The following is a 12,780-nucleotide window of genomic DNA, read 5'->3' as shown; positions in this document are numbered from 1 at the left end:
GTCGTTTCCGTGCTTCGGGGTTGTCGTGGCGGGTGAAGTAGTCCGAGCCCAGGTCGCGGTACTTGGCACTGTCGTGCAGGACATGCCAGATGATCACGATGAGGGTGTGGGCGATCGCGAGGGCGGCCCTTCCTCCTCCTTTCTTGCCGAACCGGCGGTGCAGGCGGCGGAACCGGGCGTCCACGTAGGTGCCGGTGCGGCCGGCGGCCCAGGCGCACTCGGTGAGGATGGTGCGGACCTCGGTGTTGCCTTTGCGGGTCCGGCCGGACTTGTGTTTGCCGGCCGATTCGTTGTTACCCGGGCACAGTCCGGCCCAGGAGGCCAGGTGCGCGGCGGTCGGGAACCGGGACATGTCCACGCCGATCTCGGAGATGATCACCTGCGCGGCGCGGTCACCGATCCCCGGGACGGTCTTGAGCAGTCTGACTGGTTCGGCGAAAGGGTCCATCATCTCCTCGATGCGCACGTCGAGGCCCTCGATCATGGCGGTGAGGTGATCGATGTGGTCGGTGTGCAGCCGGGCCAGCAGCGCGTGGTGCTCACCGAACCTGCCGGCACACGCCATGGTCAGGTCCGGGATCTTGGTGCGCATCACCCCGCGGGCCAGCTCGGCCAGCACCCGGGGGTCGCGTTGTCCGGCGATGAGTGCTTCGATCATGTCCCGCGCCGAGAGGGTGGTGATGGTGGAGGCCACCGAGTCGATTTTGATGCCGCCGTCCTCCAAGACTTTGGACAGCCGTTGCAGCTCGCGGGTCCGCGTCTCGATCAGCTTCTTGCGGTAACGGGTCAACTCCCGGATCGCGGCGATGTCTTTGGGTGGGATGAAACTGCCGCGCAGCAGGCCGCATTCCAGCAACTGGGCCAGCCACTCGCTGTCCTTGACGTCGGTCTTGCGGCCGGGGACGTTCTTGGCGTGCCGGGCGTTGACCAGCAGCACCTCGATCCGCTCCGCCTCGCACAGGGCGTGGAAGACCGGCTTCCAGTACACCCCGGTCGCTTCCATCGCCACATGCGTGACGCCCTGCTCAACCAGCCAAGCCACCATCTGCCGCAACACCGGGTAGAAGGTCTTGTACTTGCGGATCCGCTGCCGGCGTTGTCCGGGGGTGTCCCCGGGCATACGCACGGCCACCGCGATCTCCCGCTTGCCCACATCGATCGCCGCGACCCGCGAATAGATGATCTCCACGGCACCTCCGCTTCTGCGAATCCATCCCAACGGGCAGGACACGCCGCCCGCGGAACCCGCAAGAAGATCAAGATTCTGAGACTCGCGCTCTACGGCAGCAACCCGGGGTACCCAACCGGGACGGGTTCCAGCATCAATCTCAGGGCCGGACTCGCCGGTACCAAGGTCAAGCGACATCAGCGGACGACCCACCCAGTTTCATCCACCCGCGGGCGCTCCACCAGCATGAAAATCTCAGGGGACCGTGACGGCACCCAGCCACAATCGACCTGCCATCCGCACCATTCCCCGGGACGCGACCAAGGTAAAAATTCCGGAGAGGCGGGACTGGTCAGATCCAGCCGGCTTCGCGGGCGATGCGGACGGCGTCGACGCGGGTGCGGGCGGTGGTCTTGTTGATGACCTTGGAGAGGTAGTTGCGGACGGTGCCGGGGGAGAGGTGGAGCTGCTCGGCGATCTCCGGGCCGGACGCGCCTTCGGCGGCCAGTCGGAGGACCTCGAGCTCGCGCGGGGTGAGCGGGTTGGGTTCGACGGCGAGGGCCGCGACGGCGAGGTTGACGTCGACGACGAGCTCGCCCTTGGCGGCGCCGCGGATGGCTTCGAGCAGGCGGGCGGCGGGCGCGCCCTTGTCGACCGCGCCGAGGACGTCGGCGGCGAGGAGGCGCTGGACGAGGCCGGCCGGTTTGGCCGCGGCGAGCGCCACGATCTGGGTCTCGGGCAGGCGCCGGCGCAGCTCACGGACCGTGGACAGGCCGTTGGTGCACGGCAGGTCCACGTCGACGACCACGACGTCGGGTCGCAGCCGCATGGCCACCTGGGTCACCTTGTCATTGCATTTGAGCGCCGCGACGACCTCGATGTCCTCCTCCTCGGACAGCAGGCTGACCAGGGCGCTCCGGAGCAGGTCGAGATCCTCGGCGAGAAGCACCTTGATCGACCCGGATCTTGTGCCGAGGGGGGCGGCGTAGTTGTTCCGCTCGACCTGGCCCTCCGACGACTGCGACGGCATTGTGCGCATTGCGCCTCTCTCTGCTGCGGGCCCCGATCACCGCCTCCCTACACACACAACGGCTGAGTAGATGCCCGCCATCCCCGGCTACTCCGTTGGAGTGACAGGCCAACGCTCTCGCCCACCAGTAGATCCCGGCTGAGTTGTCGACCGTTACAGTTTGCAACCCGGAACTCGACCCGAGCTTCTTGCAGGCTCATACCGACGATTGTGGATGATCAACTCACGCTACGGGGACGGAACTGGACGCTGATCCGCGGACCGGCCGTCCTGGCGACCTTGGGAACGGCATGTTCCCAGGTCCGCTGGCACGATCCACCCATAACGATCAAGTCACCGTGGCCCAGGGCGTGCCGGATGACCGGGCCGCCACCGCGCGGCCGGAGCAGTAGCGGGCGGGCCGCGCCGACCGACAGGATGGCCACCATCGTGTCCTCGGTCGCCCCCCGCCCGTTGCGGTCGCCGTGCCAGGCGACGCTGTCCCGGCCGTCGCGGTAGAAGCAGAGGCCGGCGGTGCGGAACGGCTCGCCGAGCTCGGCGGCGTAGTGCCGGCTCAGCGCGTCGCGGGCGGCCCCGAGCACCGGATCCGGCAGCGGCTCACCTTCCCGGTAGAACCGCAGAAGCCTTGGCACATCGACCATCCGGTCGTACATCTGGCGCCGTTCGGCCTCCCACGGCACGCCGGCGACCAGGCGCTGGAACAGCGAGTCGGCCCCGGTGAGCCAGCCGGGCAGCACGTCCACCCAGGCCCCCGCGCGCAGTGGGGTGCGCCGCAGCGACGTGAGCGGGCCCAGCGTCACCTCGCTGTCGGCGCTGTCGAACAGCGACCCTTGCAGTGGCATGGACACGCCTGCCAGCATAACCCCGTATCGATCAGGTGTTCTACCGGCACGCCGGCTCTCGCCCACCGCATGCACACGGTTACCACAATGGTGATTCGGGAATTGTGCACCGGTCATATTCGCCTGCCCGGCGGAGCCTTTATGGCGCCGGACGCGAAAAGCGCGCCGACCATTCGGTGGGCTCGGCCGGCCCGGCGTCGAGGCCTGCGCATGGCTCGCGGGCCGGCGGCGGACAAAGTGCCGTTCGGGTGCCGAACAGCGTAGTCAGACGCCCCTAGGGGGTTTGTGTCATGATCCAGAATACTCCGACATACAGCCCAATCCGGGCGCGGGCCCGCACCGCTCGAAGGTCCGACGTCTGGGTCATTAGCTTGAAGCATTGATCCGCGGCGTGGTCTATACCGAAATACCCAAGTATGGAAAGATAACTGTCAGCGTCCACGCAGGTGGGCAGAGTCACACAGGCCGAACGGGGAACCGGTGTCGGGAGCCGGGGGAGCAACTGGCGCAGTAACACGCACCGGTTCGACAAGTGTCATGAACCGAGGTTTACACATGGAGGGGACCAATTCTGTCAGCGTCGTGCTGCAACATCAGAACCGGCTGGTACGGGAGATGCTGGCGGGGCATCTGGTGCGCGAGCCGGGGATCGCCCTGGCCGGCACGGCACCATCCGGACCGGAGCTGATCCAGCTCTGCAACCTGCGGAAACCGGCGGTGGCCGTGTTCGAGGCGGACACCCCGCGGTGGAGCAACGAGCGGCTGGTGACCCTGCTGGCGCAGTCCGGCCGGGACATGCGCATGGTAGGCGTGCACGACGCGCTGCCCACCGCCTACGTCATCCGGGCCTACGACGCCGGGGTGAGCGCGCTGGTCTCGTACACCAGCGGGCTGGAAGCGTTGCTGGAGGCGGTGAAGAACCCGCTGCTGCCGGTGGAGGCCGCGCGCGCCAAGCGGGTCGACGGGCACACGCTCACGGAACGCGAGTTGCAGGTGCTCTACCTGATCAGCGCGGGCTACCCGCCGAAGCAGGTGGCCACCGAGCTCGGCATCAGCCTGCACACGGTGGAGAACCACAAGCAGCGGATCTTCGCCAAGCTGGACGTGCACAACCAGGCGCACGCCGCGGCCAGCGCGGTGCGGCTGGGCCTGCTGCCGCGCTCGGTGCCGGCGCCGAGAGCGCAACCGAAGCTGCCGAGAAGACGCAGACGGGTCGGCGTGATCCTGCGCGACCCGGCCGGCCGGCTCGCCAGCCGGATCCGGGAGGTACTGGACGAGCACAACATCCCGGTGCTCGACGACGAGGTGGAGGGCCGCGCCCCGGGCAAGGCCGAGCAGGACGTGGTGATCACGGTGGTGGTCGACCCGACCCAGCACGACTGGCCGGAGAGCGACAGCCGGCGCACCGACCTCGTGGTGATCGTGACCAGCCGTGAGCCGAAGCGCTCCGACGTGACCAAGGCCCTCTCCGGCGGCATCGCGACCGTGCCGGCCAGCCGCGTCGACGACCTGCTGGCGCCCGCGATCCGGGCCACCGCCAACGGCTACGTCCTGGTGAACTCCACCTACGTGCGGGCCCTGCTCGGCCCGTCGCACGCCGGCTCCAACGGCGGCTGGCAGCGCTGGGAGCTCGCCCTCACCCCGCGCGAGCGGGAGATCCTCACCTCGATCGGCCGCGGCCACGCCACCAAGCAGACCGCGCGGCTGCTCGGCATCTCCATCCGAACGGTGGAGAACCTGCAGAGCAACCTGTTCCGCAAGCTTCGGGTGCACAGCCGGGCCGCGGCCCTGGTCGCCGCGCACGACCTCGGCCTGCTCGACGAGTAGGGACCGAGTGAACACAGTGGACAGTCGGTTATGGACGGTCATGCGGCGGGTGCCAGCCGTCCTGGCCACAACGGTGTGGTTGCTGCTGTTGCTGGCCGGAGTGGCGTCGGCGCATGCGGAGCTGATCGAGACGAACCCGGCCAACGGGGCGCATCTGGACCGTGCTCCCAGGGAGGTCGTGCTCCGGTTCAGTGAGACGGTCGTGCCGGTGCGCGGCGGGTTCAGCGTGCTGGATGGTTCCGGCAGGACGGTCACGCAGCCGGCGGCCAGCGCCGACGGGAGCCGGGTGCGGCTGGCGCTGCCGGATTCGCTGGGCGACGGCGTGTACGTGGTGAACTGGCGGGTGGTCTCGGCCGACTCGCACCCGATCCACGGCGCGTTCGTGTTCAGCGTGGGCACCGCCAGCGCCGCGGCGCTCGGCAACGCCGGCGCGCAGGCCGGCGCGGACGGTGCGGTCGGGGTGGCGTTCTGGGTGTTCCGCCTACTCGGCTACGCCAGCCTGGCGGTGATGATCGGCGGCAGCTTCTTCGTCGTGGCGTGCTGGCCGGCCGGCCGCCCGGACCCCCGGGTGCACCGGCTGATCCGGATCTCCTGGCTCAGCGCGGTCGTCGCCGCGGTGGGGGCGTTCGCGCTGCAGGGCGCCTACGCCACCGGCACCGGGCTGCTGACCGCGCTCGACCCGTCCCTGCTGGCCGACACGCTGGGCACGACCTACGGCGTCCTGCTGGCGGCCCGGATCCTGCTGCTGGGGCTCGCGGGGTACGTGCTGCTGCGGCTGGTGCGCGCGGCAGGTGTCCCAGCGGACTCGTTGTCGCGCAAGCAGTTCGCCGTGTTCGCGGTGCTCGGTCTGGCGCTGGCCGCGACCTGGAGCGGGGCCGGGCATCCGGCCGCCGCCGGCGGGATGATGGTCTGGGCCGCGCTGCCGCTGGACGCGCTGCACCTGGTGGCCGTTTCGGTGTGGCTGGGCGGGCTGGTCGTGCTCGCCGGCTGGACGCTCGGCCGGCGCTCCACCTCCGGCGAGGACGAGGCCGCGGACGCGGTGTCGCGGTACTCGAAGGCGGCCGCGGTGGCCGTCGCGGTGCTCGGCGCCACCGGGCTGCTGCAGGCGGCGCGGGAGATCGTCGTGTCCGGGGTCGGCGGCGAGTACTTCACGCTGCTGGTGTTCAAGGTCGGCGCGTTCGGCCTGCTGATCTGGCTGGCGGCGATGTCCCGGGCGGCGGTGCGCAGCCGGCTGTCGGTCGGGACGGGGGCCCGGCGCGGCGCGGCGCGGAAGGTGCGGCGGGACATGCTCACCCGGCTGCGGGCGTCGGTGCGCTGGGAGGTCGGCATCGCCGGCGTGGTGCTCGCGCTGACCGCGGCGCTGGTGGCCACCCCGCCGGGCGGGCACGACCACGGCCCGACCGCGGCCGCCGAGGCGGCCTCGGGTGAGCCGTTCTCCCAGATCTACCGCGTGCCGGGCGGCGACGTGCAGGTGTGGGTGGATCCGGCGCGGCCGGGCAGCAACCAGATCGTGGTGAACGTTCGGGATGGACAGGGTGTCAACCGCGACGTCCCCGAGGTGACCGGCCAGCTTCGGTTACCCGCCAACAACATCGGCCCACTTCCGGTGCCGCTGGCCAAGACCGGGAAGGGCCAGTTCGTGGCGGACAAGGTGCAGGTGCCGGTGGCGGGGGTGTGGGTGCTCTCGCTCAAGGTGCGCAGCTCGGACTTCGATGAGTCCACAGTGGACGCCCAGATCCAGATGCGCTGAGTGACGCCAACGCCGGGCACGGCTACGCCAACACGGGACATGACTACGTGAAGGCGGGACACGGCTACGTGAGGGCGGGACACGGCTACGTGAAGGCGGGACACGCCGGGGGTGGGGGCGGCTGCGAGCGGGGAGAGCCGACAACCCGCACGTGGTGCAGGCTTGTATCGCCGTTCTCCCCGCTCGCCGTGCACAGTGGAACGATTCCACAATACCGTCAAGAAAGGGGATTCTTGGGTGAGCCACGCCAGCCCCGTCACGCGACGTTGCGCATGCTCCGGTCCTGACCTGGGAGAATCCCCTTTTGCCGATGTTGCTACTTCGCCCCGCCGTGTACGCGGCGACAAATCCTACCCATCGGTCGGTATTTCGCCTGCCGTACGTCGAAATATGTCATCGGTGATCAGCGTCAGGAATAGTCAGAACTCCCTAGGAACGCACAAACCCCCCCAAGTGGGAGTACTAGGGCTTGTAGAAAGACGGATCATACGGTTCACCTAGGGCCGCACGACCAATCGTGGCCAGAATGTGATCGTCATTATCATGACGCACGTAGAACGTCAGATCCCGCTGGATTCGCTCGATCGGGCTGGGCTTCACCAGGCTCCGCGCCCCACACGCTCGCACGCAGTGGTCCACGGTGTCCAGCGCCAGGTGCTCCATCAGGTGCCGGGCCCGCGACCCGGCGATGCGCGCCTCCCGCCGGTTGCCGGAATCCCACAGGTCGGCCACGTGCCGCAGCCACAGCTGGCCGGTCTCGATCGCGACCGCCATCGAGCCCACCCGCTGCTGCACGTACGGGTCGGTGCCCTTGCGCTGGCGCAGCACGTACTCGAGGGTGTACCCGTACGCCGCCTCGGCCGCGCCGAGGAAGCTCGCCGCGTAGTGCGGGATGAACACCGTCTGCCACTCGTGCCGCAGGTAGTCGCCGGGCTCGCCGATCCGCTGGGTGTCCGGGATGTAGGTGTGGTCGAAGCGGACCAGGTGGCTGACCGTGGCGCGCATGCCGATCGGTTCCCACCACGAGCCGTCCACGGTGATCGACGGGTCGGCCAGCTCGCAGGCCAGCATCAGCACGCTGGAGCGGGACGAGGCGTTGCGCGCGCCGCCCGGGCCGGCCGGGTCGACCAGCAGGATCGCCCAGTCCGCGCCGGTCGCGCTGGTGGCGAACACCTTGCTGCCGTTGACCACCCAGCCGTTCCCCTTGCGCGTCACAGTGGTGCCGAACCGCTGCGACTCGCCCGGCTTGGGCGCCTTGGGCTCGCCGCTCCACGCCACCCACTTCTCGCCCCGGTCCACCACGCCGGCGAACCACCTCGCCTTCTGCGCCTCGGTGCCGAGCGCGTCGATGAGGACCTGGGAGTTCGTGTGCCCCTCCCAGCACCGGGCCAGGGACAGGTCCGCGGCGGCGAGCTGCTTGGTCATCGACCACAGCGCGTGGGTGGCGCCGTGCAGCGGCCCGAGGCCGAGGCCGCCGTACTCCCGGGGCGCGGTGGGCGCGTTCAGGCCGGCCTCGAACAGGTCGGTGAAGTCCTCGGCGGGGAACGTGGCCGAGCGGTCGTAGCCGTCGGCGCGCCCGGCGAACGTCTCGGCCAGCGACGGCAGGACGGCGAACGCCGCGGACTCCAGGTGTACGCGGTCCAGATCGGTCGTGGTCATCGGGCAAACTCCCTGCGAGGTAGGGCAGCCGGTGCGCCGCCGTGTTCAAGAGATTCCATGGCCATCGGCATGGCCCGCCCGGTCATCAGCCGGAACTGCCGGGCCACCTCCACATCCAGCACTCGCCAGCCGTCCACCACGGCCAGCTGCCGGCGCCGGCCGGCGGCGGCGAGCTCGGTCTCCTCCGGGCCGTAGGCGAGATCCACCAGCACCCCGTCGTCCCGCACCCGGTCGACCGAGAACGGCGGGGCGTCCCGGACCGGCGTGGCGTGCACGATCAGCTCGTAGTCCTCGGGCTCGAACCGGCTCAGCGGCACGTAGTCCACGCCGAGCAGCCGGGCCGCGTACCGGCCCCGCGCGGAGCCGCGGTTGACCACGGTGGTCCGGGCGCCGGCCCGCAGCAGGCCGGCCGCCGCACCCCGGCCGGCGCCGCCGCAGCCGACCACCGCGCAGCGCCGGCCGGAGACCCGGATCCCGCTGTCCCGCAACGCACCCACCACGCCGATCGGGTCGGTCGTGTAGGCCCGCCAGCCCCCCGCGCGGCGCACCAGCAGGTTGGCCGCGCCGGCCCGGCTGGCCTCGCTGCTCACCGTGTCGGCCAGCAGCAGGGCCTCCTCCTTGTACGGAGCGACGACCGTGGCTCCGCCGAACGGCACGCCGAGCCGGTCCAACTCGGTGCACAGGTCCCGCCAGTAGCGGGTGAACTCGTTGGCATGTAAGGGAAGGAAGAGGGCCGGCAGGTCGAGCCCGCGGTAGCCGGCGTTGTGCAGCCGGGGTGAGTGCGACTCGCCCACCCGGCGGCCGACGATGCCGAACACGTTCTCCAGGCGGGGCAGCGCCGGGAACGGGTAGTCGCGCAGCAGCCGCTCCACGGTCAGCAGGCCGTGCGCGCCGTTGTGGCCGAGCCCGCCGAACACGACCGGCGCGCCGAGCCACGGCGCGAGCAGCCGGGTCCACCCGCCGAGCTCGCCGGTGGCGAACGCGGTGACGTCGGTGCGGCCCAACCGCCGCAGCAGGTGCAGCGGGGCCGCGGCCTGCTCGACCGTCTCGGCCTCCGGGGCGAGCAGGTAGAGCCGGGCGCCCGTGCCGGCCATCCGCCCGAACACCGCGGCCAGGCCCTCGGTGTCGCGGCCCTGGCCGTACCAGCAGACCCGCCGGCGGTGCGGAGGTATGGCGGCGAGCAGTTCCGGGGTCAGGTCCCGGTCGAGCTCGAGCTCGACCAGGTCGTATTTCCGCGCCGCGGCCAGCAGCCGGCGGGTGCGTTCCGCGGCGCTGCCGGTGAATGCGCCGCCCGAAGCGATGCTGCGCAGGTTGTAGATCAGTTCACCGGCGTTATGGCCGCGGAGAATGTCCGGGTCAAGATCCCCGGTGAGGTCGGCGCGAATCTCCAAACCGCTCGCGGTTCCCCGTAATGCCCGCAGTTCCCGGCCCTGTGTCCACACCGCGGTGGTCAATGTGGCGACGACCGAGCACGTTCGCACGGCCGGGTCGGCGTTGACCAAAAGGGGGCTGGACAAATTTCTCATGGCGACGACAATCCCATGGCATGGACGCCTTTCTGTGGGCTGGTTTTCTGTCCGTCGTCAGCGCGCGGCACTGCAAGCGGGCATTTCTGGACCGCCCGGTTCGGCGCGAGGTCCTCGAGCAGGTGCTGCACGCCGCGCGGAACGCCCCGTCCACCCGGAACGGTCAACCCTGGCAGGTGGCCGTGGTGTCCGGAAGCCGCAAGGAGGCGCTGTCCAAACGGATCGTGGAGGAGTTCGAGCGAGGGGTGGAGCCGCACGCGGACTACCGCAACCGGCTGCCGGACCCGGATCCGGTGCTCGAAGCCCGGGCGCGCGCGGCGGGGGCGGGGGTCTTCCAGGCCATGGGGCTCGACCGGACGGACGCGGCGGGCCGGCGCGCCCATCTGCGGGCCAACTACGAGTTCTACGTCGCCCCGACCGAGATGATCTTCCATCTGCCTGCCGGGGCGCCGCCGGGACTGTTCCTGGAGATGGGTTTCTACCTGCAGAACGTCATGCTCGGACTGGTCGCATGTGGACTCGGAAGCTGCCCGCAGTTCAGCGTGGCCGGTTACCCGGACGTGATCCGGGCGGAGCTGGGGCTGGCCGCCGGCCGCCTCGTGGTGTGCGGGCTCGCGGTCGGCTACCCCGATGAGTCTGTTGCCGTGAACCACTTCCATCCACGGCGCGCGGAGCTTGCGGACTTCGTGCAGTGGCACGATCAGGCACCTCCCGCGGCGGCCAGCGCCGAGTAGCCGCCCTGCTCGTCGAGCCGGTCGCGGACCAGCGTCCGGATCCGGCGTGCACAGTCCACAAAGGACTCAGGATTGCCATGGTCGGGCTCGGCCAGGTCGCCGGCCGGGTCCAGGCAGAACACCCGGCCCCGGGCCTGCGGCGCGAGCGCCAGGATCGCCTCCCGGTGCGCGGCCGTCATGCAGTACAGCAGCGTGCTCCCCTCGCACAGGGCCGCTGTCAGCCCGGTCGAGGCGTGCCGGGGGACCGGGATGCCCAGCCTGCGCAACGCGTCCACGGCCAGCGGCGAGATCGGCCCACCGGGCGCGGCCACGGAGACTCCGGCGCTGCGCACCTGCCAGCTGGAGCCGGCGAGCTCGGCCCGGGCCACGGCCTCGGCCATCGGCGAGCGGATGGCGTTGCCGCCACAGACGAACGTCAGCACGTTCCGGTTGGGCACCAGCCGCTCGAGCGGCGGCGGGCCGAACCGCGCCCGCAGCGTCGGGTAGCTCAGCGCGAAGGCCGCCACGATCACGCAGCCGCCCGCGACCAGTTGCGCGGCGCTCGGCGGGGCGGTGCCGTACATGGCCCGCAGGATGAACGTGGCCGCCACCCCGGCGAGCAGGCTCGCGCATACGTGCACCGGCATGCCGAACGCGAACTCCCGGCGGTCCAGGAAGATGTGCGTGGTGAAGATGAACAGCGCCTCGTAGCACACCCCGATGCCGAACGCCCACGCCGCCGCCGGCGTGGTCAGGAACGTGGTGAACCCGGCCCGCAGCGACTCCTGGCCGAGCAGCGCGAACAGCCCGAGCGCGGCCACCAGCACCACCGGCGTGGTCATGTGCTCCTCGACGAAGTACCGGCGGTCAACCGGGCCGCCGGTCTTCGCGTGCCGGCTCATGATCCGGAACCGGCCGGTGTAGCCGGCGAGGTAGCCCAGGATGCTCAGCGCCACGGCCAGCGTGAGGTGGTAGTTGTTCACGTCGGCCAGGGTCACCACGGCCGCGGCTCCGCACAGCGCCAGCGCCGCCCAGGAGTAGACCCGGATCTTCCGGCGGCGCGCCACGTCGATCAGCGGGGCGATCACCAGCGTCTCGAGCCGCTCCAGCACCAGCACGAACAAGATCGACACCCCGACGAAGGTGAAGTTGAGCGTGGTGGTGCCGACGATCACGGCCATGAAGCACGCCGACGCGGCGGTCTCCCGGCCCGGGAAGGGCACCCGGCGGCCGGCGATCACGCGCGTGCGGGCCTGTCGCCACCAGCCGCTGACCAGCAGGAAGACCACCATCGAGGTGAGCAGGCCGAGAGCGGCCGGAGGAAGCAGTTCCAGACCGCGGACCGGCCGGTCGACCCCGGGCAGCAGCCCGTCGGACACGCCGCGGGCGAGGCCCGTGTACGGGGTATAAGAGATGAAATATCCAATGCCGAGACCGAGCATGCCAAGGCCGGCCTGCCGTGCGCGCGTCAAAGCCATCCTCCGACTTGCAGGGGAATTGCTGGAGGTCGAACGCGCGGCACGTGCTCACCCAGTCACGCACTCGCGGAGATATTGAGTTGTGCTCGGCAGCAGGTCACGGCGCCCGGCGGGTTGGGTATGCCGTATGCCGTATCCATGCCGTCACAATGACGTTACCCCAGGTTTTGGGCACTATGCCTGTCAAAAGTACCTAGGGGGCACCGCCCGCCCTAGGAAGAACGCCTCATGTCCGCGTCGCGGGCCGCGGCCTACCGTCAGTAACGAAAGAGCTTCGGGCCATGTCGGAACGATCCGGCAGGCCGCTCGTGTCCACCCCGCACGCCCTGGGGGCACCCCTGAATCACCTGGAGGTATCTGCCAGTGACAGCCCTCGAGTACGTGCGGGCCGAGGACCGGCTCCCCGAGGAGACCGCACCGCCGGGGGGTGCCCTCGACCCGGCGCTGCTGGTCGGGACCTGGTTCGCCACGGACAAGCAGGCGGCCGGCGTGGTCCGCCTGGAGCTGCGCCAGCAGGACGGCTGCCTGCTCGTCCGGGCCTTCGGCGCGGATCCGGTGCAGCCCAACGACTGGGGCGAGATCGAGGCGACGGCCTACGGCTCGTCGGTGGCCGCTGTGGACGCCATGGCGTTCAGCGCGATGTACGACTTCGGATTCCTGGTCACCATTCTCGCCGCCTATGCCAAGCAGGGAATTCTTGTGCTGGACACCTTCAACACGTTCACCGACGCCAGTGGCCGGTCCAACTATTTCAGCCGAGAGTTCTTCCACCGGTGAGGTGTGCGAA

10 protein-coding genes are annotated in these 12,780 nt (G+C 70.2%); 4 read left to right on the top strand and 6 right to left on the bottom strand.

Annotated elements, in window-relative coordinates:
- The 3 genes from VGR06_RS42155 to VGR06_RS42145 form a co-directional block, all read right to left on the bottom strand.
- The coding region (locus tag VGR06_RS42155) for an IS110 family transposase (protein ID WP_327564873.1) at positions 1-1,189 on the bottom strand (1,189 nt) is incomplete at its 3' end.
- 331 nt (positions 1,190-1,520) lie between these two features.
- Positions 1,521-2,207, bottom strand: coding sequence for a response regulator transcription factor (locus VGR06_RS42150; RefSeq protein WP_327564872.1), 687 nt, complete (start codon positions 2,205-2,207; stop codon positions 1,521-1,523).
- Positions 2,208-2,416: 209 nt separating this feature from the next.
- On the bottom strand, positions 2,417-3,040 hold the full coding sequence (locus tag VGR06_RS42145) for an alpha-ketoglutarate-dependent dioxygenase AlkB (protein WP_414637456.1): 624 nt from the start codon (positions 3,038-3,040) through the stop codon (positions 2,417-2,419).
- Between the two features lie 555 nt (positions 3,041-3,595).
- On the opposite strand from VGR06_RS42145, the gene VGR06_RS42140 reads away from it, so the two are divergent.
- On the top strand, positions 3,596-4,867 hold the full coding sequence (locus tag VGR06_RS42140) for a response regulator transcription factor (protein ID WP_327564870.1): 1,272 nt from the start codon (positions 3,596-3,598) through the stop codon (positions 4,865-4,867).
- Between the two features lie 40 nt (positions 4,868-4,907).
- A complete protein-coding gene (locus tag VGR06_RS42135; protein WP_327564869.1) occupies positions 4,908-6,617 on the top strand; it encodes a copper resistance CopC/CopD family protein in 1,710 nt (569 codons plus the stop codon).
- 462 nt (positions 6,618-7,079) lie between these two features.
- Here the strand turns inward: VGR06_RS42135 and VGR06_RS42130 are convergent, their stop codons facing one another.
- Positions 7,080-8,276: an acyl-CoA dehydrogenase family protein gene (locus VGR06_RS42130; RefSeq protein WP_327564868.1), complete on the bottom strand. Its 1,197-nt coding sequence runs from the start codon at positions 8,274-8,276 to the stop codon at positions 7,080-7,082.
- Positions 8,273-9,802, bottom strand: a complete 1,530-nt coding sequence (locus tag VGR06_RS42125; protein ID WP_327564867.1) for a type I 3-dehydroquinate dehydratase — start codon at positions 9,800-9,802, stop codon at positions 8,273-8,275. Before VGR06_RS42125 ends, VGR06_RS42130 begins: the two co-directional genes overlap by 4 nt.
- Positions 9,803-9,822: 20 nt before the next feature.
- On the opposite strand from VGR06_RS42125, the gene VGR06_RS42120 reads away from it, so the two are divergent.
- Entirely contained in the window at positions 9,823-10,536 is a 714-nt protein-coding gene (locus tag VGR06_RS42120; protein ID WP_327564866.1) for a nitroreductase, read from the top strand.
- Here the strand turns inward: VGR06_RS42120 and VGR06_RS42115 are convergent.
- Positions 10,503-11,987, bottom strand: coding sequence for a hypothetical protein (locus VGR06_RS42115; RefSeq protein ID WP_327564865.1), 1,485 nt, complete (start codon positions 11,985-11,987; stop codon positions 10,503-10,505). The genes VGR06_RS42120 and VGR06_RS42115 overlap by 34 nt on opposite strands.
- A 369-nt stretch (positions 11,988-12,356) precedes the next feature.
- On the opposite strand from VGR06_RS42115, the gene VGR06_RS42110 reads away from it, so the two are divergent.
- A complete protein-coding gene (locus VGR06_RS42110; RefSeq protein ID WP_327564864.1) occupies positions 12,357-12,770 on the top strand; it encodes a hypothetical protein in 414 nt (137 codons plus the stop codon).
- Positions 12,771-12,780 lie beyond the last annotated feature (10 nt).

It is taken from the genome of Actinophytocola sp., from assembly GCF_036002505.1.
Lineage (GTDB): Bacteria > Actinomycetota > Actinomycetes > Mycobacteriales > Pseudonocardiaceae > DASYTH01.
This window is presented reverse-complemented; position numbering and strand designations above follow the sequence as displayed.